The sequence below is a fragment of the Neobacillus sp. genome, from assembly GCF_031988165.1.
GTDB lineage: Bacteria > Bacillota > Bacilli > Bacillales > Cytobacillaceae > Neobacillus > Neobacillus rhizosphaerae.
On the sequence record NZ_DALZYO010000010.1, the window covers coordinates 93,279 to 119,887 of the forward strand.

Annotated in this window: 23 protein-coding genes, 1 pseudogene and 1 riboswitch; of the genes and pseudogenes, 17 read left to right on the plus strand and 7 right to left on the minus strand. The window is 40.1% G+C overall.

The genetic code is table 11. The annotated features are described in order from the left end of the window. The first annotated feature begins 31 nt into the window (after nt 1-31). The 4 genes from RTR43_RS07860 (at nt 32) to clpP (ending at nt 4,595) form a co-directional block, all read left to right on the plus strand. The gene (locus RTR43_RS07860; protein WP_312470893.1) at nt 32-874 is read left to right on the plus strand and encodes a hypothetical protein; all 843 of its coding nucleotides are present in this window, start codon (nt 32-34) and stop codon (nt 872-874) included. 232 nt (nt 875-1,106) lie between these two features. Next, complete coding sequence (locus tag RTR43_RS07865; protein WP_312470895.1) at nt 1,107-2,477, plus strand: MATE family efflux transporter; 1,371 nt, start codon at nt 1,107-1,109, stop codon at nt 2,475-2,477. Between the two features lie 798 nt (nt 2,478-3,275). Then, a complete protein-coding gene (locus RTR43_RS07870) occupies nt 3,276-3,983 on the plus strand; it encodes a sigma-70 family RNA polymerase sigma factor (RefSeq protein ID WP_312470896.1) in 708 nt (235 codons plus the stop codon). Nucleotides 3,984-4,013: 30 nt separating this feature from the next. Then, complete coding sequence (clpP, locus tag RTR43_RS07875; RefSeq protein ID WP_312470897.1) at nt 4,014-4,595, plus strand: ATP-dependent Clp endopeptidase proteolytic subunit ClpP; 582 nt, start codon at nt 4,014-4,016, stop codon at nt 4,593-4,595. Between the two features lie 267 nt (nt 4,596-4,862). On the opposite strand, the gene RTR43_RS07880 is transcribed toward clpP, so the two are convergent. After that, nucleotides 4,863-5,009: a hypothetical protein gene (locus RTR43_RS07880; protein ID WP_312470898.1), complete on the minus strand. Its 147-nt coding sequence runs from the start codon at nt 5,007-5,009 to the stop codon at nt 4,863-4,865. A gap of 79 nt (nt 5,010-5,088) precedes the next feature. Continuing rightward, entirely contained in the window at nt 5,089-5,208 is a 120-nt protein-coding gene (locus tag RTR43_RS07885) for a YjcZ family sporulation protein (RefSeq protein WP_312470899.1), read from the minus strand. Nucleotides 5,209-5,635: 427 nt separating this feature from the next. Between RTR43_RS07885 and RTR43_RS07890 the strand changes: the two genes are divergently transcribed. Further along, a complete protein-coding gene (locus RTR43_RS07890) occupies nt 5,636-6,199 on the plus strand; it encodes a DUF2062 domain-containing protein (RefSeq protein WP_312470900.1) in 564 nt (187 codons plus the stop codon). A 141-nt stretch (nt 6,200-6,340) separates the two neighbouring features. Here the strand turns inward: RTR43_RS07890 and RTR43_RS07895 are convergent, their stop codons facing one another. Continuing rightward, nucleotides 6,341-7,078: a metallophosphoesterase family protein gene (locus tag RTR43_RS07895; RefSeq protein ID WP_312470901.1), complete on the minus strand. Its 738-nt coding sequence runs from the start codon at nt 7,076-7,078 to the stop codon at nt 6,341-6,343. Nucleotides 7,079-7,306: 228 nt separating this feature from the next. Beyond that, entirely contained in the window at nt 7,307-8,413 is a 1,107-nt protein-coding gene (locus RTR43_RS07900; RefSeq protein WP_312470902.1) for an AbrB family transcriptional regulator, read from the minus strand. Nucleotides 8,414-8,667: 254 nt separating this feature from the next. Between RTR43_RS07900 and pepF the strand changes: the two genes are divergently transcribed. Beyond that, on the plus strand, nt 8,668-10,464 hold the full coding sequence (pepF, locus tag RTR43_RS07905) for an oligoendopeptidase F (protein WP_312470903.1): 1,797 nt from the start codon (nt 8,668-8,670) through the stop codon (nt 10,462-10,464). Between the two features lie 150 nt (nt 10,465-10,614). Here the strand turns inward: pepF and RTR43_RS07910 are convergent, their stop codons facing one another. The 3 genes and pseudogenes from RTR43_RS07910 to RTR43_RS07920 form a co-directional block, all read right to left on the minus strand. Then, a complete protein-coding gene (locus tag RTR43_RS07910) occupies nt 10,615-10,740 on the minus strand; it encodes a hypothetical protein (protein ID WP_312470905.1) in 126 nt (41 codons plus the stop codon). Nucleotides 10,741-10,956: 216 nt separating this feature from the next. Next, nucleotides 10,957-12,948 carry an immune inhibitor A domain-containing protein gene (locus RTR43_RS07915; RefSeq protein WP_312470906.1) on the minus strand — a complete coding sequence of 664 codons (1,992 nt, stop codon included), beginning with the start codon at nt 12,946-12,948 and terminating at the stop codon, nt 10,957-10,959. A 533-nt stretch (nt 12,949-13,481) separates the two neighbouring features. Continuing rightward, nucleotides 13,482-13,853 (minus strand): annotated as a pseudogene (locus tag RTR43_RS07920) (C40 family peptidase); the annotation flags it as partial. A gap of 791 nt (nt 13,854-14,644) precedes the next feature. Further along, nucleotides 14,645-14,746: riboswitch (SAM riboswitch) on the plus strand. 64 nt (nt 14,747-14,810) lie between these two features. Between RTR43_RS07920 and RTR43_RS07925 the strand changes: the two are divergent. From RTR43_RS07925 to RTR43_RS07975, 11 genes are all read left to right on the plus strand, one after another. Then, on the plus strand, nt 14,811-14,966 hold the full coding sequence (locus RTR43_RS07925) for a YezD family protein (RefSeq protein WP_396954546.1): 156 nt from the start codon (nt 14,811-14,813) through the stop codon (nt 14,964-14,966). Between the two features lie 81 nt (nt 14,967-15,047). Continuing rightward, nucleotides 15,048-15,764 carry a phosphoadenylyl-sulfate reductase gene (locus tag RTR43_RS07930; protein WP_312470909.1) on the plus strand — a complete coding sequence of 239 codons (717 nt, stop codon included), beginning with the start codon at nt 15,048-15,050 and terminating at the stop codon, nt 15,762-15,764. 166 nt (nt 15,765-15,930) lie between these two features. Next, on the plus strand, nt 15,931-16,995 hold the full coding sequence (locus RTR43_RS07935) for a sulfate permease (protein WP_312470911.1): 1,065 nt from the start codon (nt 15,931-15,933) through the stop codon (nt 16,993-16,995). 219 nt (nt 16,996-17,214) lie between these two features. Beyond that, the gene (gene sat, locus RTR43_RS07940) at nt 17,215-18,363 is read left to right on the plus strand and encodes a sulfate adenylyltransferase (protein ID WP_312470913.1); all 1,149 of its coding nucleotides are present in this window, start codon (nt 17,215-17,217) and stop codon (nt 18,361-18,363) included. A 15-nt stretch (nt 18,364-18,378) separates the two neighbouring features. Then, entirely contained in the window at nt 18,379-18,978 is a 600-nt protein-coding gene (cysC, locus tag RTR43_RS07945) for an adenylyl-sulfate kinase (protein WP_312470915.1), read from the plus strand. Nucleotides 18,979-19,000: 22 nt separating this feature from the next. Continuing rightward, nucleotides 19,001-19,777 carry a uroporphyrinogen-III C-methyltransferase gene (gene cobA, locus RTR43_RS07950; RefSeq protein ID WP_312470916.1) on the plus strand — a complete coding sequence of 259 codons (777 nt, stop codon included), beginning with the start codon at nt 19,001-19,003 and terminating at the stop codon, nt 19,775-19,777. 20 nt (nt 19,778-19,797) lie between these two features. Continuing rightward, nucleotides 19,798-20,541 carry a sirohydrochlorin chelatase gene (locus RTR43_RS07955; RefSeq protein ID WP_312470918.1) on the plus strand — a complete coding sequence of 248 codons (744 nt, stop codon included), beginning with the start codon at nt 19,798-19,800 and terminating at the stop codon, nt 20,539-20,541. A gap of 309 nt (nt 20,542-20,850) precedes the next feature. Beyond that, nucleotides 20,851-22,692, plus strand: a complete 1,842-nt coding sequence (locus RTR43_RS07960; protein ID WP_312470920.1) for an assimilatory sulfite reductase (NADPH) flavoprotein subunit — start codon at nt 20,851-20,853, stop codon at nt 22,690-22,692. A gap of 27 nt (nt 22,693-22,719) precedes the next feature. After that, nucleotides 22,720-24,438, plus strand: coding sequence for an assimilatory sulfite reductase (NADPH) hemoprotein subunit (gene cysI / locus RTR43_RS07965; protein WP_312470922.1), 1,719 nt, complete (start codon nt 22,720-22,722; stop codon nt 24,436-24,438). Between the two features lie 286 nt (nt 24,439-24,724). Next, nucleotides 24,725-25,036, plus strand: a complete 312-nt coding sequence (locus RTR43_RS07970) for an ArsR/SmtB family transcription factor (protein WP_312470924.1) — start codon at nt 24,725-24,727, stop codon at nt 25,034-25,036. Nucleotides 25,037-25,191: 155 nt separating this feature from the next. Next, a complete protein-coding gene (locus RTR43_RS07975; protein ID WP_312470925.1) occupies nt 25,192-26,382 on the plus strand; it encodes an MFS transporter in 1,191 nt (396 codons plus the stop codon). Nucleotides 26,383-26,609 lie beyond the last annotated feature (227 nt).

Here is a 26,609-nt window from a genome sequence, read left to right on the forward strand (position 1 = left end):
TCAAACCACATACATAGTGGAAGGAAGTGCAATGATGGTTAAACAGCGAGCTCTACTTGAACAGACAGGAAAAACGCAATATATTCCGCCAAAAGGGGACTATGAAACCTTTCATGATGAGGATCATTATAAAGAAAAGCTGAAGGAATGGGGGCTATCCTCGGCCAAGGAAGCGAAGAAGGAATTCTGGTACAAAGATCGAAACAATCAGCGTCATGTGACCATTAAAGGTTTCGAAACGTACGGGAGTGCAGGGGATATTAATACGCTTGTGATTGAATTCCAAGAGGGCAACTTAAGCTGCATCCACCCAGCCTATTTGAAAGAAATGCAGCAATCAAGTTTCGGAAAAGAAAGCCTGTTGACGGTTGAGGACAAAGAACCTCTGACAACTGCAAGCGATAAACCAGCGGCACTAGAACCTAAATCAACTGCAGTCGAAGAAACCGAAACGACCAAGGACATGGACTCTCCGAGAAAGGAAGTAGCTCCCAAGCCCGCTAAAACAAAGGAACCGAAGGCGAAGAAAGAGAAAGCTCCAAAGTTGGAACTTCCTACTGAGAAAGTCCATTTCACGGCCAGTGTCAAACAGTTTGCGCTAACCTACAATCCATTTAATGAAGAAAATGATGAAGTGGTTGTTTTAGAAAATGTTCAAATTGTCCAGGAAAATCCTATCGACATTGGGCTTGGTTGGTGCAGTCATAGCAAAACACTTAAGAAATTTGAACTTGCCCAGGGAGATTCACTTGAATTTGATGGGAAAGTAACGGCCAAAAAATTAGCTAAGGGTAAAGACGTGTCCGAAGAATTCCTTGTAGACGTGGCGGTGTTATATAAAATCAACAATCCATCGAAAATCGTAAAGAAATAGGGCTTCCTTAACGGGGTCCTATTTTTAAGGAAAATAAATTTCCAACCGCTCCTATCCATTCCGAAAATTAGATTAATTTAGAAAATCATAGCTCCAAAGGGAAGATTTAGTTGGAAAAATAATCAAGTTGGTGCCTGACACCAGGTGATATTTCAAATTTTTTTGAGGATTAATCCTCGGGAATGGGGTATAATGTAATTTTTAGCTTTAATATCTTAAGGAGTATACTTTTATGAATCAGACTTTTACGATCAAGGAAAAGACAAAGCAAATTTTTGTCTTATTAATTCCAATTTTAATCACACAGCTTGGCATGTTTTCGATGGTTTTTTTCAATACGATTATGTCAGGTAAATATAATTCATCCGACCTCGCCGGAGTGGCAATTGGCTCCTCAATTTGGAGCCCGATTTTTTTGGGAATCAGTGGAATCCTGCTTGCTGTATCACCAATTGCTGCGCAACGCTTCGGAGAGAAGAAGAGCCATGAAGTTTCCTCGGTAGTTAAGCACGGAGTATTCCTATCTGTAATCATCGCTGCGGTCGTCATTATTCTAGGATTTTTCTTCCTAGATCCTATTTTAGATAAAATGAAACTGCCTATTCGTGTCCAAGAAACGGCTTTTGATTATTTGGTTGGCTTATGTTATGGACTTCTTCCTTTGTTTATTTTTAACGTGCTTCGCTCGTTTATTTATGCATTAGGAAAAACAAGAGTCGTAATGGTTATCCTGCTTTTAGCGTTGCCGCTTAATTTCTTCTTGAATTATGTCCTAATCTTTGGGAATTGGGGCTTTCCTGAGCTAGGTGGAGCAGGGGCGGGGTATGCTACTTCCATTACCTATTGGGCCATATTGGGCATGACAATATTCATCGTGAAAACCAAAGATCCATTTTGTTCCTACCAAGTCTTCTCCAATATGAAGGAAATTTCGTGGGAAAAATGTAAAGAAATTTTAAAAATTGGTGTGCCAATGGGACTTTCAACATTTTTTGAGACTAGTATGTTTGCCGTAGTGACAATCTTGTTAAGTAAGTTTAACGTCACGACAATTGCCGCCTATCAATCGGCCTTAAACATCGTATCCTTTCTATACATGATTCCAATCAGTATTTCTATGGCTCAAACTGTTCTTGTCGGGTATGAGGTAGGAGCACGGCGCTATAAGGATGCGAAACAATACAGTTGGCTCGGCATTTATCTGGCTATCTTAATCGCTATATTTACCGGTATTTTACTAGTTTTATTTCGCTACCAGGTTGCCGGTTTATATTCGAATGAAGCAGCCGTCATCAACTTAACGGCAAACTTCTTAATCTTTGCGCTCTTTTTTCAAATCTGTGACGCCGTACAGGCAACAGCTCAGGCAGCATTAAGAGGCTATAAGGACGTGAATCTTTCCTTCATCATGACCCTCTTCGCATATTGGATGATTTGTCTCCCTGTTGGGTATCTACTCGCCCATTTTACCAGCTTGGGAGCAAGAGGCTACTGGATTGGTTTAACCGTCGGATTGTTGGCAGCTGGAATAGCCTTATCCATCAGACTTATCTATATTCAGAAACGGAAATTCGTGGACGTGGAGATAAAAGAAGTGGTGTAGAAAACCTATGAACACAAGGCGCCACTAGTACATTTAGAATTAGAAGACTTCGGAAAATAGTAATATGTTATTTTTGAAATCCAAGATTCGTAATGATAGAATTGCGGAAGTGAATACGAGAAATAGACGAATAAATAAACAATGACGCCACTCCTAATAGAGTGGCGTCTCATTTTTAATATAGTTTTCTAGAACTGAACCATTTGGAAAAAAGACTTTGATGTTTATCCGTAATCATTATCTCATCCATAATTATTTTCTCTCTATTGTTGGTAATCCAATTCTTTAATTCTTGTTTATCTTTACAAAGAGTATAATATGTTTCCCCACCTTTTCCAAGAGCGTTGACAACATACCTACAAGTGTTCCCCATAATGCCCACCTTTAAAATATTGATTAGTATCTATATGGATTATAGCAGGCTTTAAAAAATAGTCCACCACTTTTTTTCAGCAAAATCATCCAAAATTCTCAATTCAAAAAATCTTGAAGGAATCATCGATGTTATTTCAATATTGAAAGCGATTACACCCTTCGGTCTGCATTAATTGAAAAGTTCAAAAAAATGAAGTACAAATTTTTTAAGAAATTAAGGGAAGCTGATTTGCCTGCCTCTGATTTATGTGATAATTGTAATAAAAAGCATATATTATAAGAAAAGCGCAAGCGCCCTGGAGCTGGACAATTCTCAAAGTCGAAAATTTCTTTCTTATCTTATAAAAAAAGTTTATGACCCCATATCTTTTTATTCACCGAGAAACGTTTATAGGGTAGAGAGTGCAAAAAGGAGTGAAAACCATGTCACAGAAGCTTTGTCATAACAAAATAGAAAGGTTACAGCAGGAGGAAAGGTGTTGGATCAAACATTATCCAAAACTCCAGCGATATTGCCGTTTTCTCGCGCAAAACTCATGGGATGGAGACGATATCGCCCAAGAAACTTATCTGAAGGCATTAAAATATCAGCAGCAACAGATGAGCCCTGCTTTGTTAAACAAAATTGCCTACCATCATTGGGTTGATATTCTTCGAAAAAGAAAAAATGAAACGTTTGAGGCTGATATCAGCAGCGTTAAAAACGCTGTAACGAATCAACTGGATGAAATGATGAATACCGTAGACTTGCTGGTGAAACATTTTACCCCAAAGCAAGCCGTTATCTTCATGTTAAAAGAGGCGTTTCAATATCAGCTGAAGGAAATAGCGGATATCTTAAACACGACAGAAATGGCTGTTAAGGCTAGTCTTCATCGTGCGAAAAAGCGTTTAGAAAAAGCAAGTGAAGAAGAAGAACCGTATTCCTTTGAAGCATTTTGGGATGAGGAAGAAAGAGAGCAGCTTTCGGACATTTTTTATGAAGTATTGAAACATCAAGACCCAGCCTTCTTGATTCAATCCATTCCTTTCATAACAAGCATTGAAGACGTTCCTATTAAGGTCACCTCAGGGAAATTACGGTCGTTTCAACCTTTTTCTCCTACAAGCACTCTCTGTATGGCAGCATAGCCAATTAATCGCTTCAAGGAGGAGTTTTTAATGAGTACCATTCCATATGTGATTGAACAATCCAATCGTGGGGAGCGTTCATATGATATTTATTCACGGTTGTTAAAAGACAGAATTATTATCATTGGTGAAGAAATAAACGACCACACTGCAAATAGTGTCGTGGCCCAATTATTATTTTTAGCAGCAGACGCACCGGATAAAGAAATTTCCCTCTATATCAATAGCCCAGGAGGAGTAACTTCATCGGGGTTTGCCATTTTTGATACAATGCAATACATTAAGCCAGATATAAGAACGATATGCACTGGGATGGCAGCCTCATTTGGAGCCATGTTACTGCTCGCCGGGACGAAGGGAAAACGTTTTGCCCTGCCAAATAGTGAAATCATGATCCATCAACCATTGGGTGGAGCAAGAGGGCAGGCAACAGAAATTGAAATTTCGGCCCGAAGGATCTTAAAGCTAAAAGAGCACCTCAATCAAATTATATCCGAGCGGACCGGACAGCCGGTGGAAAAGGTGGCTAAGGATACCGATCGGGATTACTTCATGAGTGCAGAGGAAGCGAAAGAGTACGGAATTATTGATGAGATTCTTTATCCAAATTGAGTAATATAAAGGGTTTTTAAATCAGGTGAGGAATACAGAATTCTGCCGAACTCATTCCACTATCAACAACAAAAGCAATGCGATTGAACCTAAATCGTATTGCTTTTGTTGTTCGTCATGCTTTTTCCTAAAAAAAAAATATTTATTGAATTTTAATAAAACATGCTTCGTCAAGGGAGAAGAGAAAGTAATAATTCTGGAAGAACATGAAATTGGTTCAAAAAAAGAGCCCGGAGGCCCAAGGAAACACACTCTTTCTATATTTACTTAAAAGAATCTGCGTCTTCTATCGAATTCAAATCGTCTTCTTCTTTCTAATTCAAATTCAATTTCAAATGGAAAAAACCGTCTTCTTCTAAATCCATCCCGAAAAAACCTGTCTCTTCGATCAAATCCCCTAAATCCAAATGTCATTAAATTCATCCTCCTTTCATTAGAAGATTAAATTCAATTGGACAATTTACCACCAAAATTGAACGGTGTACCGTTCAATTTAGATTAAAGAAGTTCCAACAATGATAAGGAGAATGAACAATACAACGATTAAAACAAAGGTACTTCCACCGCCATAGCCGCCGCCGTAGCCACCACCATAACCATATGATCCATACATATCTTTTCACCACCTTTTAGCCAAATTGGAAGGAAAAACACTTCACACTTTATTTATATTTCTTGGAACTAAGATTGATTGGACAACTAACCAATATTTAAATGCCAATTTTATCGATCGAGTTCTATGCAAATTAAAAACACTCAATCCTAACCTACCTCGTGCAATTCTTCCGTTATTTATCTATTTAGAATGTGGGCTTTATGAATAGTTTTTTTCAAAATATTATTTAACGATAATCTAATATTTAATTTATGAATTTTTAATAATTAATGTGTAAAATAAGTTGTATGGTCGAACAAACGTTACTGGTGTAAATTGTAAGCTTGCTTCTATCCCGCAATGAAAAACATTTTTAAAAAGGTTAGAAGTAATCGCCTATTTAGAATATAATAAACTTAACTATTTTCCAAAGGGAGATTATCTTATGAGCATAAAACAAAAAAAGTATAATTTTTTTCAACGACTTGGACGTGCTTTTAAGTTAAATTTCACTAAACTTCTTCGTTCTCCTGGTGGAGCGAAAAAGGTATCATTGGGATTTGCCCTTGGCTTTGGCTTGGAAATGTTAGTAATTTCAACGGCTTCACTTATATATATCTTGTTTGTTCCTATTGTCCGTTTGGCGAAAGGTTCTCTACCTGCATCCATTATTGGTAATGTTATTGGAAAACTGTCCCTTCTCCCGGTTATTCTTTTACCTTTTGCCAGAACAATTGGGAAAATTATTTTTCCAATGAGAGTCAGAATAGGTCACAATGACTCTTTTTCTTTTCAAAAATTATTGCACGGTGATTTCCATTGTTTGGTAGGTCTCCTTCACGGAGGAGTTCATGCCTTAATCGGAATGACCCTTTTTGGTATCGTCCTTAGCTTTATTTCTTACTTTATTGTTTATTATTTCTACGAAAAAGAAAAAACGAAAAGACTGAAAAGAAGACGTCATAAACATGAGATTCGGATAAATAAAATCCATGAGAATTTAATCTAAGTTTTTTCTTTAAGTGGATGAAAAAAACTATATATCCATTTTGCTCCTGTTAGCCTTTCATTTTTTAGCTATGGTATCTGCTTTTTTCTTTCGCTAAATGAAAGGGCTTAATTAGCTGGGACTAAGCAACTTTAGTGAAACTTACAAATAATTCAAATGTTGATCACCATGAAAGAATTTCAAAATATAATCAGCATCAGGTACATTTAGTCTGTTATAACCCAATAAAAACTCTTTATTGTCATACGGGACTTCTTTCAAGGTGACGGTTAATTCTCCTTTTTCACCAATTGTTATGATTGCATAGGATGCTAGGGGCTTGTGATAGCAGCCCAGAGAACTTGGATTAAGGTATAATCTTTCTTTTGATTTAAAGTGGTGGACGACATGATGATGCCCAAAACAAATAATATCCGCATTGGATGTTCGGTATAGTTCGTCAAGTTTCTCTGATGCGGGTTCTTTATCCACTGATAAAAACTGATTATGTTCATTCAAATGGTAGTGAACAAAAAGGAATATTTTTCCATTATAACTTTTAGTTAAAGTGGTGGGGATTTCTGTTAAGTATGGAATGAATTTTCGATCTAGATGGGAAGTAATCCATTTATGATGTTCTCTTTCCTTTCCCTTGCTGTATGGTTCTCTGCCCGAAATAATATCGAGGATTGCTTCATCATGGTTCCCAAGGACAAAAGAAATATTATTACGTGAGAATAGCAGTTGGAGAACCTCATTCGTTTCATATCCGATCCCTACTAAATCTCCTAAACAATAGATATGTTCGATTTCCTTATCTTTATCAATTTCATCTAAAACGGCTGTTAACGCAGAACGATTCCCATGAATATCAGTTAGAATGGCTAATTTATTCTTCATCTTTTTTCGCTCCATTTTTTAACTAGTTTAACAACTCTGTGTAAAAAAAATTCAACCTTTTATTGGTGCCTGACACCAATCTGTGACACCAATCTGAAATACCTATTTAAAAAATGACCGAAAGTGTTTATGGTAGGATTAATAAAATGAAGAATGAATGAGGCTGAGCGGTTTCCTAAATGGAAACCGCTTAATTAAATGTGTGATGGTAAGCGGGGTCTCGGAGAATTAAATTGACCCGACTCTTTTTCTCCTTCCGATTTTAAATAGCAATCGTAGTATTGGCGGTACAGCAAAATAGATAAAAAAGAGTCGAAATAATTGGTATCCTGTCACCATGGATAAATCAGCATGTACTTCGAGGGCAAGGATTCCCATTTGATCCATACCACCTGGAGCGACACTTAAAAAACTAGTTGATGGGGTGATATGGCTGTGATAGACAAGCAGAAAGCTTAAGCCTAATGAGCCTAAAATCATTACCAGACCACTTATGATGGCAAGTGTAATGATTCTCGCTTTATGTTCTAGTTTTTCTGGCTTTAGTAACAGTCCAATATAGCCGCCAAGCATCAATTGCGAAATGTCTAAAATCGCAGGTGACAGTTGTGGTCCATGCAGACCAGATATTGTAAAGGCAGCTGTTCCTAATATCGGGCCAAGCAAAAAAGGAGTAGGAAACTTCAATTTCATTGCAAGATAAGCAAAAAGGCCACAAATGACAACAAATAAAAGAATCATTGGAACAAGATGTTCCGGTGCTTGGACACCTTTAGAGACCAAATCCGATACTGAATGTGTGGGTGTATTTTTAAAAAACGGTCCGAAAATGAGAAAAGGTACAAAGAAAATAATCATCATCAATCTTGCGACCTGCAAAAACGTTACTGTCGTGATGTCGATTCCTTTCATTTCTTCCGCAAAAATAATCATTTGTGACAGGCCGCCGGGAATGCTTCCTGTCAGAACAGTAGGATAGTCTACGCCAGTAAGTTTGGAGACAACAAAAGCAATTCCGGAACAAAAGGCGATAAGTAAAACTGTCATCAGAAGCATAGAAGGCAATTTCCCACCAATTTCAAAAAGAGCTGATTTCGTGAAGGATAATCCGATGGAATAGCCAACGATCATTAACCCTATATTTCGAATCCAGCTTGGCCAGTAAAGCAAAACTTTACCAAATCTAGAAGCGATGAATACGGCAATCATTGACCCAAGCAGCCACGGAATCGGGGTATGAAGCAATGAAAATACAAAGCCGCCAATAGAGGCTATAAATAAGGTAATGAAGAACGAAATCCTTTTATCGTTATGGTTTATTGTAAGATTTATCAATGGAAACCCTTCAGTCTGTAAAATTAGTGGACAAAATTCTTCGTTTCGCTACTTTACTATTTTACCACTTTAATGGGTGACATGTGAAAAAGGAAGCTTTTCCTCGCATACCAGGAAATAATGACATATTCTTGAAAGAAGGGGGGGGGAGGAGTTATGTTGATTTTAAAGGAAAACAATCCAGTCCTACACTATTTTCCAGTTGAATATACATTATAATAAAAAATATAGTTACTTTTAAAAAGAATTGGGGGATGCATGTGACGAACACATATAAATCCAGGGCAGAAGTACCAGACAAAGAAAAATGGAATATCGAGGATATTTATCCATCCATAGAATACTGGGAAGCGGATTATCACTTCATCGAACAGATGACAGCAAAATTAAAACAATATGATGGTGCGATCCACGATGGAATTTCCCTTTATCTTTATCTATCGGAAAAAGAAGAGGTATCAAGCAAATTCAATCTAGTTTATGTGTATGGAATGCTGCAATCAGATGTGGACACGAGAGATACATTGGCACAGTCACTAGTAGATCGGGCAAAACAGCTCGCCGTCAAACTTAGTGCAGCAACATCCTTCTTTATGCCCTATTTACTAAGCTTGGAAGAAAGCACCTTGAAGGAATATATTCAAAACGAACCGCGGCTGCAATACTTTGAAAAGGATCTATTTGAAGCATACCGGTATAAGGCACATGTGTTAACTAAGGAAAATGAAGAAATCTTATCCCATTTAGGTGAAGCACTCAGTGCACCAAGCAATACCTATAATATGCTCAATAATGCCGATATCAAGTTCGGCGATGTAACGAACAATGAAGGAGAGAAAGTGGAATTAACGCGTGGCATGTACTCAAAGCTGATTGAAGATGACGACAGGAATAAACGCAAAGAGGCATATAAAGCCTATTACAAACCATATCTTCAGCTTAAAAATTCGATTGCTTCCACCCTAGCTGCCAATGTCAAAACCAACGTAACCCTTGCACGCCTAAGGAACTATCCGTCAGCCTTAGAGAAAGGCCTGTTCGGAGACATGGTCCCAAAAGAAGTATATGAAAACCTGATTGCAGCAACGAAAGGAAATCTTGCCCCACTTCACCGTTATACCGCGATTCGAAAAGAAAAGCTAGCAATAGAGGAACTGCGTCAATATGATCTAAATGTTCCGCTTGTAAATGGGATAAAAATGGAAATATCATATGATGAAGCTTATGAAACGATTTTGAAAGCGTTAGCCCCGCTGGGAGAAGACTACCTAGGTACACTGAAAACATTTAAAGATGACCGAATTATTGATGTGCGGGAAACACCGGGTAAGCGTTCCGGTGCTTACAATTTAGGGGTGTATGGTGTACATCCGTTTGTCCTATTAAATCAGCATGATGATTTAGACAGTATGTTTACCATGATCCATGAATTTGGTCATGCGATGCATTCCTGGTATTCCTGTTCACACCAGCCGAGAATTTCAGCAGGTTACAGTATTTTTGTAGCAGAAGTGGCCTCAACAGTGAATGAAGTATTGCTGATAAACTATCTACTTAACAAAGAAACTACAGATGAGATCCAAAAGCATTTACTCAATCATTTTATTGACCAATTTAGAGGAACTTTTTATACGCAGGTTATGTTTGCTGAATTTGAGAAGATTACCCATGAAATGGCCGAATCAGGTAAACCTTTAAACGTAGAAGTATTTAATCAATTATACGAATCCTTGTTTAGACAATACAATGGAGATGATGTGGTATTCGATGAGGAAGTCAAATATGGCTGGGCGAGAATCCCTCATTTTTATCGACCATTTTATGTGTACAAATACGCAACCGGCTTTGCCTCCGCTATTCATATTGCCGAAAAGCTATTAACTGGGGATCAAGCCACCTTAACTGCCTATTTAGACTTTTTAAAGAGTGGAAGTTCCGATTATCCACTAGAATTATTAAAGAAAACAGGAGTCGATTTAACCACACCTGAACCCATTAATCAGGCCCTTAAACGTTTCGATGCGTTAGTTAGTGAATTCGCACAATTATAAATGGCCATGTTAGATATGAAATTAATTACGGGCAGTCTCCCTTAAGAGGCTGCCCGTTTTATTTAATATCTAAGGCCACATTAACAATTCGGTTTATGAAATAAAGTTTATTGGAATATTATTATGTTAACTGAATAATTGTTCTAATTCTTAGCTTGTTAAATTATCTGGGTCACCGTTCGTTTCGTTTAATAAATCATCAACATCAAAGAGAACAAAGCCTAATGTATAGAGTCCCTTGAAGCGCGATAAAAATGAAAGAGGAGGAGGTACCATTACGGCACTTCCTCCTAAACTAGCTTTTTTTAAAAGATGAGAAAGTAAAAAATTTTCGACTTTGAGAATTGTCCAGCTCCAGCGCCCAGCGGCTAGTGTACTTCGCCCTTTTCCCTACGATAAGTCAACATCGGATCGCTATCGCTCTCCGTGTTTCCTTTATCTCAGTCAAAGTGCTCCAGTCCATACGCCGCTTAACGGGCGCTTGCGCTTTTCTTATTTTCCATTACCAGGGCCAACCCGGCGTGTGGAAGTGGCTGTCTTTCCTGGCTCAGTCTCTGATGTACTTGTAAAGGTAAGGTTGGTCGGAACCGGTTGAACATTACCACCTTTAGGAATCTTCACATAAACCGGGACAGCTACTGTTTTACCTGCTTCTACTTCAATTACATTATGTTGTAACTGGATATCCCAGCCAGCATCGGTTTGGGTATTAAGTCGGATAAGGTCCGTTGCTTTTCCAGTATTCGTTACATTGAAGTAATAGGTTGCTACCTTCCCTGGTGTAGCAAATTCTGAACTACCGTTGGTAACTGCTACGCCACGAGCAAATGAACCCGCACCATCCATATGTCGTACTGCCACCCGATAAGAAAGAGCACCTTTAGCGTCATATTTCTTATCTAAAATGTAGAAGTGGAGACGATTATACTCATCTGTATACTCACTGACAACGCCGTCAGCGGTCCCTGCCTTGAAGAGGGCATCTGCCAACTGTTGGTAATCCCCCTTGGAAACCATCGCAGGTGAACCATCAGGCCTTTTGAAGTCTATTTGATTGATATCTTCCTTATGAGAGTCAACTACCCAGATGTTAGGTGCCGATTCACTATTCTTTGTTTTCGCCAACAATACACCTGAGTCTGGGGTAAAGGAATCAAAGCCAACTCGATCGACTACTTCCAGTGTATAGTTATTGTACCATTTCGCGCCTCGTTGCATGTCAGCACGCCAATCGTCGTTTAGAGAGTTAGCTGGAGTGTTATCGACCATGGTAATATTGATACCTTGTAATCCGGTACGCCCAAATTCGCTTCCAGTCGGTACCTCTCGTGCAAGGATATCAGCGAAGACTGGCCCGGTTTCAGCTAGCTTGTCACGGTCAAGGTTAAGATATTGATCAGGTGATAGGAAGCCTTGTTTAATTTTATTGCGAAGCATATGGTGTGATGGAGCGGATGCCCCTAAAGTTGATGGGACCATCCAGCGTGTGTGTGGACCTCCTGGGCCATTGAAACTACCGCGACTCATTAATTCCCATGGACCGGAGTAGGTTCTGGATACAGGAATTGCATAGGGATTGTTGTAATTATCAAGCAGGGTCATGATATGACCGAATTCGTGGGCGAAGGTACCCATACCATCATTTTCCCCTTGAATAGATGTACCTCCACCGGCACTTGACCAAATACTTTTAGCAGCATACCAGGAGGTCCATGGGACATAGCGGGTAACAGCAGAGTTAGGCATCCCAGGGACATTCGTACCGGCAACAATTGGTCCGAATGGATTAGTTACCGTATTAGCATTTTGAAACATCATTTCGCCAAACTCTTGCCAAACTCCCGATTCGTCGTAGCCAGCATGGACAATAAAATTAAAATCAAACTTTTCTCCTGAAGCAGCAATATCAGCTTGAGCTTTTGCAACTGCCTCAGTTCTTAGATTTCTTCCTTTGAAACCAGCAGGCATGTTTACTGTTTGCCCGAACTCGTTAAGTCCATCCTCGAATTCATTACCATCCATTTTATAAGGACCGAAGGCTTTAAGTTCGATCTTCCACTTACCGAATGAATTCTCTCTCCAGTATTCATTTACTGTTCGGTAGTTATTAGATGGTGAAGGCTTGTTGAGAAAATCTTCCCAAAACTTGCCGAGCTGATTGCGAGGTATATTTCCAGTACCAATTGGGTTACCGGCTATCTCCGAGCCTACAGGTTGGCTTAAGATAAACTCTCTGTCTTGGAAATCTACAATGATTAGTGTACCCTTGATGACCCTTTCTGCTTTAATGTTTGCAGTGTTCCAGTCAACCCCAGGAACGGGACGGTAATCATTCCACGTCATATCCCTTGGAAGAGTCCAAGACTGGGAGTCAACCGGTTGGGGGAAATCTGATAATCCCGGTTGTGCAGCGTAGACTGTCGAAGATACTGCCACAGTCAAAAAACTAACCAAAAAAATGAGAGTCCTCTTCAATTTCCTCAATCCATCAACCTCCTAAAATAGTAATATGTACATGTAAATGATAACATTATTTCAATAATCGAAATATATACAAAAGTCTGAATTTATAATAGTTAATTAGTCCTAAATCGCTGGAAAACCCAGTTTTATTAGCTTCCAAATAATGAAAGCAAGGGAAGAAAAGTATTCACTTTTCAAGTTATACATCTATTAATGGTGCGGCATTAGGGAAGGTCCTTTAAAAAGTTAGCAGTTTACTTGATAGAAAACATCTCATAATAGTAGATGGTTTTATCTATTTTTTAATAGTAATAGGAGAGATTAGGGCTTTAAACAAGACCAAATTGGCCTAACATTAAGGTCCTAGATAAAAAAACTATTTCTGGTTCCTCTATAGACTTAAATTGACAAAACTAGTTTCTAAAAGTTGTAATTTCACGTAAAAATTCCATTTTTCAACAATCGGGATGTCTAGTGACTGTGATCCATGTTTAGCGAATCAACAGCTTAAAAAGACAGTGTTATTCCCAGTTGTAAAAAGTAAGCCTTTTTTCTTAAATTCGAATGACATGCCCCTTAAAGGCGTTTTTCCAATAACTATTTGTCATTTCTACTATAGCGACACCGGTAGAGCTTTGTGAGCCAATGAATTTTCCATTTCCAATATAAATACCTACATGTCCGTCTTTTTTATACGTATCAAAAAACACTAAATCTCCGGGCTGCATTTCTTGTGGAGAAATCTGACGCCCTTCCTTTTTAATGGCATCTGTATTAGAGCCGATTTCGAGACCCGCTTGTGCAAATGCCCAATGAACAAAGGCGGAGCAATCAAATCTTCCTTTGGCAATATCGTTGGCATTTCTTCCGCCACCAAACACATAAACAGAGTTTCCAATATACTTATTTCCTGCATTGATGACCGTACTTATGTATTCACTTTCAATAGAGGTAGTAGCTTCTTTGTTTGACTGTGCGGTTAACCTTCCATTTAAAACACTAATATCTTCTTCAAGTTTATCGACATCTGACTTATTTATCTTTAATATTTCCTGATTATCCTCTTGAATCTTCGTGGAAAGCAGCTTCATACTGGCAATGTTTCCTTGATAATTAGGAAATTCTGGTTCAGCTGATAATTGATTCGTTTGAGTGGTAGGTAGCTTAATAGGATTCAAATCCTCTTGATTTTGTAACACACCTAACGATTTCGCATTAACCTTTTGGATGAATAAATCGTTCCCAACTGCAGCAAGCATGATGATTAAGCTCAAAAGTGTTAGCATTTTTTTGATCATTTACATCACTACTTTCTTTTTAAAATAATTTAGTTTCATTCTAGTTACTTTACCTTAATTTTCTAAATGTTCATACTATTTACTATATCAAATATTAAGCAATTCATTCTGACAGTTGCGTTACAAGAGTATTACAATTTTATGAAGGAGAGGAGTTTCCATTTGGAACTGCTCGTTTTTTTTACAATCCAATCAAAAAAGTGCTTTCAATTTATTGCTGAATTGTATCAATTGCTAATTCCTTCCTAACAAACTCATAGGCAATTTGATGAAAATGCTTTCTAACATGGACATCGCCCTCCACCTTATTACAATAAAGGTAAAAAAGTTAATGAAAATCCAAAATTTAAAAAATTAAAAAATTTTTATTTACATAAAACCTATTGGTATGATAGGATTAATTTCATCAATTATTAAAACGCTTATCAAGAGTGGCTGAGGGAATGGCCCAATGAAGCCCGGCAACCTGCAAAGCAAGGTGCTAATTCCAGCAAAATGATTTTCATTTTGGATGATAAGGTGTTAACCAGCAGTCATAACGCCTGTCTTAATGTTCATGTTTTATTAAAAGGAGGGCGATTCAAGCTGAAATCAGATGAGAGGGAAGAAATCTTTGCATATCTTGAGAAAATGCTGGTAGCATTAAAATTTGGCTCAATTACACTAATTGTCCAAGATGGAAAAATTGTGCAACTTGAGAAAAATGAAAAGGTTCGTCTTCATTCGAATAAAAATCGCTGACTAGAAAAACTAGAGGCGGTCTCCACCTTATCTGCGTGGGAGGCTGCCTTTTTTTAGTGGGTAAATAGGAGGTTTGAAGCAATGACTGTAACTATAACTTATAAGAATTGGAACCAAATATCTGACAGTTTTTATTATGATGATGAAACAAAAGGAGCACGTTCTGTACTAGAGTGGGCTTACCGGTCTTATCCTGGGGATGAGATTGTATATGCCTCAAGTTTCGGTGCAGAAGCGATTGTGTTGATTGACTTGATTCAGCAGGTTAAACAGGATGCCGATATTGTTTTTTTAGATACAGGATTACACTTTCCGGAAACCTATGAGGTCATTGACAGAATAGAGGAACGTTTCCCGACGTTAAGAATTGAGCGGAAACAACCAAACCTTAGTCTCGACGAACAAGCGGAACGATATGGTTCGGCTTTATGGAAAAGGGAACCCAATCAGTGCTGTAATATCCGAAAAGTCATTCCATTAAGAGAGACGTTGGCAGGAAAACATGCCTGGATCTCGGGGCTTCGCAGAGAACAGTCACTATTAAGGGCAAACACAGAATTCATTAATAAAGATGAAAAATTCCAGAATATTAAAATCTGTCCATTGATTCACTGGACATGGAATGATGTTTGGTCTTACATCAAGAAAAAAGGCCTCCCGTACAACATATTGCATGACCATCACTACCCGAGCATTGGTTGTTTTCCTTGTACCCAACCAACAGGCGCTAGTGGTGATTCACGTGCAGGACGCTGGGCGGGAAGCAACAAAACGGAGTGTGGTTTGCACGATCGCTAATGGAAACTTCAAATAGTAGCGGGGGCGCACACCCTTTTACTATTTGCTGGTTAGACCAATCGGTATTTACAGATCGTTAATCCTTCACATTCCCCTCTAGGTTTTATCAAATTTTTAAGTAAGGGGATTACTGCTCGTTCATGCGGTATAAAGGAGGAATTTTCTTTTGCTTACAATATTGGCTATTACGATAGGATTATTTTTTGCATTGAATATTGGAGCGAGTGGTGCAGCGGCTTCAATGGGTATTTCCTATGGATCAGGTGTGGTTAATAAACGGCTGGCCTTGTTTCTCTGCGGTATCGCTGTATTTCTCGGGGCCTATTTTGGCGGTGGTGAAGTGGTCAAAACAATCGGCAATGGGATTGTCCCTAGCAGCACCTTTACCGTGCCCATTGCCTTGATCGTTTTAGCTTCCGCAGCCTTGTCTTTATTTTTGGCAAATATCTTTGGAATTCCACTTTCTACTAGTGAGGTTGCTGTTGGATCTGTGGTCGGGGCAGGGATCGTTTATCAATCTATATTTCTGAGCAATCTCGTCTGGATTATGTTTTTTTGGCTCCTTACACCTATAGCTGCTTTTGTCATTGCCATCCTTGCTTGCTACCTGTTAAAAGACAAGAGGCTCAAAAGATGGATGGAAGAGCGAAAATCTGTTCCATTCCTTGCCGCTCTTGTGGTAATCATGGGGTTGTTTGAAGCTTTTTCAGCTGGGATGAATAATGTAGCCAATGCGGTTGGACCGCTTGTCGGTGCCAAAATCCTCAGCACGGAAAACGGCATTTTCTGGGGTGGATTATTCGTGGCAATAGGGGCACTTCTGCTAGGACAACGTGTTCTCGAAACAAATGGTAAAAAAATAACGGCCCTCAGACTTGAAGAAGGTTGTGTGATCTCAGGCACAGGCGCGAGCATTGTTACCGTTGCATCCTTATTCGGGGTTCCAGTTCCGCTGACACAAATTACGACATCTTCGATTATCGGAATTGGCTTTGCCAAACATGGCAGGGCGGTATTGAAAAAAGACATCGTTGTACAAATGCTTACTGTTTGGATTGTTTCACCCGTTCTATCGATGGTCCTGTCCTACACCCTGATAAATTTGATCATCGAACATAATTTCTATCCAATCATTGCAATGGGAGGAGTCTTGATTTCCGTGTTCGGTGTGCTGTCATTAATGAAAAGAAGGACTTCGATAACGGTAGCGCCGAAAGTTGTAAAAGAATAATATTGCTAGAATGTAGACTCAAAGATTTGCTCCGTAAATAAAAATCTGATATTCGCAAATAACCTAGATGTATTCACAAATAAAAGTCTTATTATCAAAAATAAAACGTCGGTATTCGCCTAAAGCACATCAATGAAAGAGTGGTTCCTCAAAAAAACTCTTAAAAATCGCAAATTTTTCGCGAGTAACCATTTAAAAAAGAGAAAGGGTTTGATTCTGTTGTCATTTTTACCAAGACCTCATGGAGGAAAACTTATTCATGCATTTGACCCATACTTTGATTTTACCCATGTAGAAAAAGAGCTTGAAATTGACGCAATCGCTTTGAGCGACCTGGAATTGATCGGTGTTGGGCTGTTCAGTCCGCTGACAGGGTTTATGGGAAAAGCCGATTATGAATCTGTTGTAGCAAACATGCGCCTTCAGGACCAAACGATTTGGTCCATTCCGGTGACGCTTCCTGTTTCTTATGAAACGGCCGGAACACTTGTAGAAGGAGAAGAAATCAAGCTAGTATTTGAAAACCAAGTTTATGGAGTGATTAAAGTTTCTGAATGGTTTGAACCGGATTTAGACAAAGAAGCACTTGAGGTATATAAAACTCACGAACTTGCCCATCCAGGGGTTAAACGACTATATGAAAGAGGATCGATTTACTTGGTTGGCGAAGTGACCCTTGTGAAAAAACAAGAAAAAGGAGTATTTAGCGACGTGTGGTTCGAACCTCGAGAAACAAGGGCTTTATTTGAAGAAAAGGGTTGGAAGACAGTTGTTGGCTTCCAAACGAGGAATCCGATTCACAGGGCCCATGAGTATATCCAAAAAGCCGCTTTGGAAACGGTTGATGGTCTATTCGTCAACCCACTTGTTGGAGAAACAAAGTCTGATGACATACCCGCCGATGTCCGTTTGAAAAGCTATCGTGTCCTGCTTGAAAATTACTATCCCGCAGATCGTGTTCAGCTTGGTGTGTATCCTGCAGCCATGCGTTATGCAGGACCGAGAGAAGCTATCTTCCATGCAATCGCACGGAAAAACTTTGGCTGCACACATTTCATCGTCGGCCGTGATCATGCTGGTGTGGGCAATTATTACGGAACCTATGATGCACAACTCATATTTAGTGAATTTACTGTAGAGGAGCTTGGTATCAAACCATTGTTCTTTGAACATAGCTTTTATTGCAATAAATGTGAGGGAATGGCGTCAGATAAAACCTGCCCGCACAGCAACGAGGACCGAGTCATTCTATCAGGAACAAAGGTAAGAGAGATGCTGCGCTCTGGGACTCTTCCACCGTCGACCTTTAGCCGGAAAGAAGTCGTTGAGGTGCTGATTGATGGATTGAAAGAGCAGCAGACGGTTTAGAGAGGAGATTGAACAATGACGAAAGCAACGAATATCACCTGGCATGCTACAACTGTAACAAAGTCAGACCGCCGTATTAAAAATGGGCACGGAAGTAGCGTACTATGGTTTACTGGACTCTCAGGATCTGGTAAATCCACAATTGCCAATGCTGTATCAAATGAACTACACCGTCAGGGAATCCATGAATATGTCCTTGATGGCGATAATATACGCCATGGTTTAAACCGTGATCTTGGCTTTTCGGACCAGGATCGGACCGAAAATATCAGGAGGATTGGCGAGGTTGCCAAACTGTTTGTTGATAGCGGCACAGTCGTGACAACCGCTTTCATTTCCCCGTTCCGATCTGATCGTGACCAGGTTCGAGCCCTTTTTGAGAGAGGGGAGTTTATTGAAGTCTTCGTCGACTGCCCGTTGGAAGAATGTGAACGCCGTGATCCCAAACAGCTATATGCTAAGGCTCACAGCGGCGAAATAAAGGAATTTACAGGCATCAATTCCCCCTATGAGGCACCAGAACGACCGGAAATCACCATACGTTCTGACCTCTTGACAGTGAAAGACGCTGTGGAACAAATTTTGAAATACCTTCAAGAAAAGAACCTGATCTAATTGAGAAAGGATGTTTTGGGGTATGGGTGGCAAGGTCTATTTAGTAGGTGCGGGTCCAGGTGATCCTGATCTGATTACGGTAAAAGGATTGCAATGCCTGCAAAAAGCTGATGTCATCCTATATGATCGGCTAGTAAATCCTGAACTTTTGCAGCATGCGAAAGAAGGGGCACAACTGGTGTACTGCGGCAAGCTTCCACATTACCATACAATGAAGCAGGAAACGATCAACCATTTCCTGGTGAAATACGCAAAAAAGGGTTATCAGGTCGTCCGTTTAAAAGGAGGAGATCCTTTTGTTTTCGGGCGCGGTGGTGAAGAAGCCGAGGAATGCGTGAGGCATGATGTCCCGTTTGAAATTGTCCCAGGCATTACGGCTGGTATTGCGGTTTCAGCATATGCAGGTATTCCTGTCACCCATCGAAGCTTGAGTAAAAGCTTTGCATTTATTACCGGGCACCAGGCAGGAGATGTCGAAGCGGAGCACCAGTGGTACCATCTAGCCAATGGAGTTGACACCCTTTGTGTCTATATGGGGGTTTCACACCTAACGAGCATAGTAAAACAATTAATCGAGCATGGCAAATCACCGCAGACACCAATCGCTCTCATTCATTGGGGTACATTAACCGACCAAAGAACAGTGGTAGGAACGCTTGAGACGATAGATATGTTGGTGAGAGAAGCGAGGATATCCAATCCAAGCATGATTGTTATTGGAGAGGTCGTCCGTCTACACAAAAAATTGAACTGGTTTCATGAGGAAATTGTGCCGAATTTACCAGTCGTCCACGGATGAGCTCAGAAAGGGGCATTCGTTTGAAAGCAATTCTTTACATTGGCCATGGGACACGCTCAGAAAAAGGGACAGAGGAGGTAAACTCCTTTATCCAAAGAGTGATTAGGAGGATAAATGTGCCCATACAGGAAATCAGCTTTCTTGAGTTGACTGAGCCGCTGATTAAGGAAGGCTTCATGCGGTGTGTGGAAAGGGGCGCGACTGAAATCACCGTTGTCCCTCTGTTCCTTTTGGCAGCCGGGCACATAAAACAGGATATCCCTCGAACGCTGTCTTTTTTGCAGGCCCGATATCCTCAAATTCAGGTAAATGTAAAGGATCCTTTCGGTGTACAGGGGGGAATTCTTGATGCAGTGGCTGAACTTGTCAGGAAAACTTTAGTTAACGTGTTCCCACAGGATCGTTTATTGATCGTTGGAAGGGGAAGTAGTGACCCTGGGATTCAAACTGACTTTGCCGAGATTGCGGGTGGAATCAGGGATCGGCTTGGAATTGAACGTGTTTCTGTTTCTTTTTTAGCTGCTGCCGAACCAAGGCTGCGAGAGGGATTGGAGATTATTAGTGAAAAAGCTGACGGCAGGGTAATCGTCGTTCCTTATTTATTATTTTCAGGTCTCCTTATCGCTGAAGTAAACCAAGAGGTGCTTAAGCGGCAAAAGCAAGGCCAGCCGATTTACTTCACTGGCCCTTTGAGCTGCCAACAAATTATTGAAGATATTGTAATCGAACGGGCAACAAGCAGGGAGGTTGTGGCAGATTTTTAGTAGTCGAAACCTAGAAAAAGAGTACCTATGGTCGTTATGAGAGGTTCATAAGGCCCGTACCCAAGAAAAAAGAGCGCCAATGGTTGTTATGAAAGGTTCATAACACCCGTAACCCAGAAAAAAGGGCGTATTAGGTCACTATACCAATAAAAGGTTCCTATTGTTCGTAACCGGAAAAAAAAATAGTGATCAATAATCAAATGAATAAGCAATCTTAATTCTGAAACAGATTGATATCCAATCACTTTAGAGAAAACAAAAAATAAATGACGTACGATAAGCTTATATTCCTTTGTGAGGTGGGTATTGTTGCAACTTCAAGTAATGAACAGTCCGTTTAATCAGGAACAGGTAGAGCTCCTTAACCGCATTCTACCGACGTTAACAGAATCACAGAAAATCTGGCTAAGCGGCTACCTTGCCGCGGTCCAATTATTCTCCATTTCTGGAATCCCCAGTGCACAGTTGAGAACGCTTCCTGCTCAAATTAACGAGCAAATAATTTCAAAAGAAATAACCATTCTATACGGATCACAAACAGGTAATGCGCAAGGACTGGCGAAGAAGTCGGCAAGGAAGCTAGAAGGGATCGGCTTTCAAGTAACCGTCTCTTCCATGAGCGATTTTAAAACGAAAAAGTTAAAGGAAGTCCAAAACCTACTCATTGTTGTAAGTACACACGGAGAAGGCGACCCGCCAGATAGCGCCCTCACATTCCATGAATTTCTTCACAGCAAACGGGCACCAAAGCTGGCCGACCTCCGATTTTCTGTTTTGGCACTTGGGGACAGCTCATATGAATTTTTCTGTCAGACGGGAAAAGAATTTGATACTCGGCTAGAAGAACTCGGCGGCATACGACTTTATCCGCACTTTGATTGTGACGTTGATTATGATGAGTCAGCGGCCGAATGGCTTAATGGAGTCCTTGACAGCTTAAGTGAAACACAAGACGGAAGTGCACCTCAAGTTCACGAATCTGCACATCAAGCTCATGAATCTGCACCTCAAGCCGTAGAATCTGTATACTCCAGAACCAATCCGTTTAAAGCAGAAGTGCTTGAAAACATCAATTTGAATGGACGTGGCTCGAATAAAGAAACGCGCCACCTTGAGTTATCACTTGAAGGATCAGGACTTACGTTCGAACCGGGTGACAGTCTCGGTATCTATCCGGAAAACGATCCGTTTCTTGTTGACATACTTCTTGAGGAATTGAGATGGGATCCAGATGAAATGGTGACGGTCAATAAGCAGGGAGACGTTCGTCCGCTAAAAGAAGCGCTCATCTCTTATTTTGAAATTACTGTTTTAACCAAACCGCTTCTTGAAAAAGCGATAAAGCTTTCAGCGAATGAGGATTTACATGAGCTGTTATCACCAGGCAATGAGGAAGAATTAAAAGCATATCTTACAGGTCGTGATTTGCTTGATTTGGTCCGTGATTTTGGTCAATGGGGCGAAACTGCCCAAGAGTTTGTCTCCATTCTTCGAAAAATCCCTGCTCGTCTTTATTCGATCGCGAGTAGCTTAAGCGCGAATCCTGACGAGGTGCATTTGACCATCGGTGCCGTTCGCTATGATGCACATGGCCGCGAACGAAAGGGCGTTTGCTCTATTTTTGCCGCTGAGAGTCTAAACCCAGGGGATACACTTCCGGTTTATATTCAGCATAACGAAAACTTTAAGCTGCCACAGAACCCGAACACACCGATCATCATGATTGGACCGGGAACAGGTGTGGCACCGTTCCGTTCATTTATGCAGGAACGTGAGGAAATGGGAGCGGGAGGGAAATCATGGCTGTTCTACGGTGACCAGCATTTCGTTTCGGATTTCCTTTACCAGACCGAATGGCAAAAATGGCTGAAAGCCGGCGTGCTGACAAAAATGGATGTTGCGTTTTCGCGTGATACGGAAGAAAAAGTGTATGTGCAGCACCGTATGCTTGAACACAGCAAAGAACTGTTCGAGTGGCTTGAAGAAGGAGCAGCCGTTTACATATGCGGCGATGAGAAATATATGGCTCATGATGTCCATCAAACTCTTATTAAGATTATCGAAAAAGAAGGCGGCATGAGCCATGAAAAAGCAGAAGCTTATTTTGCCGATTTGCAACAACAAAAACGTTACCAGCGGGATGTATACTGATTTTGGATGGAAAGGAGTCTTTTCAACATGGTGAAGCAAATTTTAAAAGCGCCGGACGGTCAACCAAGTGATGTTGAAGATATTAAAGAAAGAAGCAACTATTTGCGCGGCACTTTGAAGGAAGTGATGCAGGACCCTATCAGCGCAGGAATTCCTGATGATGACAACCGTCTGATGAAGCATCATGGCAGCTATTTGCAGGATGATCGGGATCTCCGCAATGAACGCCAAAAACAAAAACTTGAACCTGCCTATCAGTTCATGTTGCGCGTACGTTTGCCGGGTGGTGTAGCAGGACCGGATCAATGGCTCGTCATGGATGAACTGTCCGAAACATATGGCAATGGCACCTTGAAACTAACTACACGAGAGACATTTCAAATACATGGAATTTTAAAATGGAATATGAAAAAAACGATCCAGGAAATACATGCCGCCCTTTTGGACACGATTGCCGCATGTGGCGATGTGAATCGTAACGTCATGTGCGCCTCTAATCCATATCAGTCTGAAATCCATTCCGAAGTATATGAATGGTCGAAAAAATTGAGTAATGATTTATTGCCACGCACAAGAGCGTATCATGAAATTTGGTTGGATGAAGAAAAAGTGGCAAGCACCCCGGAAGTGGAAGAAGTTGAACCAATGTATGGTCCGAATTATTTGCCGCGGAAGTTTAAGATTGGTATCGCCGTGCCGCCATCCAATGATGTTGACATTTTTTCACAAGACCTTGGATTCATTGCAATTGTTGAAGAAGGCAAGCTTGTTGGTTTTAATGTGGCGATTGGCGGAGGCATGGGCATGACGCACGGTGACAAAGCGACATATCCGCAGCTCGCAAAAGTAATCGGCTTCTGTAAACCGGACCAAATGAATGAATTGGCTGAAAAAGTCATTACGATTCAGCGCGACTACGGAAACCGTTCTGAACGCAAAAATGCCCGGTTTAAGTACACTGTGGATCGACTCGGGCTGGAAACTGTCAAATCCGAACTGGAAAATCGCCTCGGTTGGAGCCTGGATGAAGCTAGACAATATCATTTTGACCATAACGGCGACCGCTATGGCTGGGTAAAAGGCGTTCAAGGAAGCTGGCATTTTACGCTGTTTGTCGAAGGCGGCCGGGTCGCGGATTTTGATGAATATCAGCTGAAGACTGGCCTGCGCGAAATCGCCAAAATTCATACTGGCGAATTCCATCTGACGGCCAATCAAAACCTGATCATTGCCAATGTCTCTAGCCAGCAAAAGAAAAAGATTAATGAACTTATTGAACAATACGGATTGACAGATGGAAAGCATTATTCCGCTCTTCGCCGTAGCTCAATGGCATGTGTTGCTCTGCCGACTTGCGGATTGGCGATGGCTGAAGCAGAACGATATTTGCCGATTTTGATAAGCGAGATCGAGGAGATTATTGATGATCACGGCCTGCGGGACGAAGATATTACCATTCGGATGACCGGCTGTCCGAACGGATGTGCTAGACACGCGCTCGGCGAAATCGGCTTTATCGGCAAAGCGCCAGGAAAATACAATATGTATCTCGGAGCGGCCCATGATGGCAGTCGCCTAAGCAAAATGTACCTCGAAAACATCGGTGAGGGGCAAATTTTGAAAGAACTGAGTGTCATTCTTTCCCACTACGCGAAAGAACGGCAGGAAGGCGAGCACCTCGGAGACTTTGTCATTCGCAAGGGCATCGTCAAAGCAACGACAGATGGGACGAACTTTCATGACTGATTCCACACAAAAAGAGACAAGATCTTCTTAACGGGTTCCGTTTTCTATCCCAACGACAAAATGGGAGCACCTTAAATTTGATGCTCCTTCAATCTTTTTATTATTCAGGTTCGGGAACAAATGAAATGGTTCGTTTGGAAGGATTCACTAAATATTCTATACTTACAGTGAAGTTTTTATTTTTGACATTATTTTCAGTTGTTAAGCTTTTAACTTAGAGTTTTTGTATCCATGTATTGAGTAGTTCTATATTTACAAATCTATAAAAATAGATATAATGGTATTTATGGAACCTTTATTGATATACAAAGCTTTATCAAACGAGACACGGCGTCAAATTATGCTATGGCTAAAGAATCCAGAGGAATTCTTTGATGAAAAGCTCTATTTACAACAAGGTCTCAATTTTCAAATTGGTATATGTGTAGGAGATATTCAAGCTAAAGCAGGACTTGCCCAATCAGTCATTTCTAGTTATTTGTTAACAATGCAAAAAGCTGGGTTGTTGGAATCAAATCGAATAGGGAAGTGGACGTATTACCGACGGAACGAAAAGACTATAGAGGAATTTGTCGATTACATCCAAAAGGAACTTTAAATGGAAGGAGGATATTCTTTTTTTTATTTGTTCATATCTATATATATGAATATGTGATTTTATGAATGGCAAATCTTGTTTAACTATAATAAAGAGACAGCGACTAGAAAGTGAACATTTTCTACAGTCTTAGCTCAAAGGAATGGAGTTTTTTTATGAAAAAGGTCAACCCTTTACTGATTATAATGCTAGCTTTAGGTGTATTCAGCATTATTACAACTGAAATGGGAATTGTAGGGGTTCTACCCCAGATCACTCAAAAATTTAATATATCAACATCACAGGCAGGAGGACTTGTAAGTATATTTGCTTTAGTTGTTGCTATTTCAGGTCCATTTCTGACATTACTCGGTTCAGGTATTAATCGTAAAGTTATTCTCTTAACCGCTGTACTTATTTTTACGATTTCAAACTTTGTTTATGCCTATACCACAAAATTCGAAGTTATGTTAGCTTTCCGTATTCTTCCTGCCATTTTTCATCCCGTCTTTTTTTCAGTAGCCCTTGAAACTGCAGCAAAACTTGTCCCTCCGGAAAAAAGCAGAAAAGCCGTTACAAAGGTTTTTGCTGGAATAACGGTCGGGTTTGCTTTTGGTGTGCCTTTGACTTCTTATCTCGCGGAACAGTTTTCGTTAGAGGTTGCTTTCTTGTTTGGGGCTTTTGTAAGTGCGATTGCCTTTGTAGGAATATTAGCTTGGCTTCCTTCCATGCCTGTTAAGGAAAAATTGTCTTATGGTAGGCAGCTTAGTATATTACGTAAACCTCAATTGTGGTTAAATATCGTGACAGTTATTTTTATTTTTGCATCTATGTTCTCCGTGTACAGCTACTTTGCCGAATATCTTGGACAACTTACACATATGAATGGTTCCTGGATTAGTATGATGTTGATGGCCTTCGGTCTCATCATGATTTTGGGGAATTTTTTATTTGGGGGCTTTTTGCAAAAAAGTATAACAAAGACCGTTATACTATTCCCTCTCCTATATATGATAATTTACTTGTTCGCTTATTATTTGGGCTCTTATTTCATTCCGATGATTATTATCGTATTTATTTGGGGGATAGTGCATTCCGGCGGGCTTATTGTCAGTCAAACATGGCTAACCACTGAGGCGAAGGAAGCTCCCGAGTTCGGTAACAGCTTGTTTGTTTCATTTTCTAATCTGGGAATTACTTTAGGAACTTCAATCGGCGGCTGGTTTATATCTCAACTGGGGATACATCAACTCATCTGGAGTGGAATTATATTTGCTCTGCTCGCTTTCTTATTGATCATGATAAAAATAAAAATTTTCAGTTCGAGATCAAAAGAATTAAACGTAACACTAAGTTCGTTAAACTAAACGGGAATCTATTTCCCAAAGCCTCCGAGCTCGAATATGAAAACCAATTTTGAAATATTAGATATGATTTTTAGTAATGAAATGACCAAGAGAAGGCATCGATTTTTTCGATGCCTTTTTGTATTGTAAACCGTTGATTACACGCCTTCATGTCATTTTTTGAACATTTTCATTTCCCCCTTGAATAATAATTATAGTGAATGATAAAAAGGATTGAATGATGACTT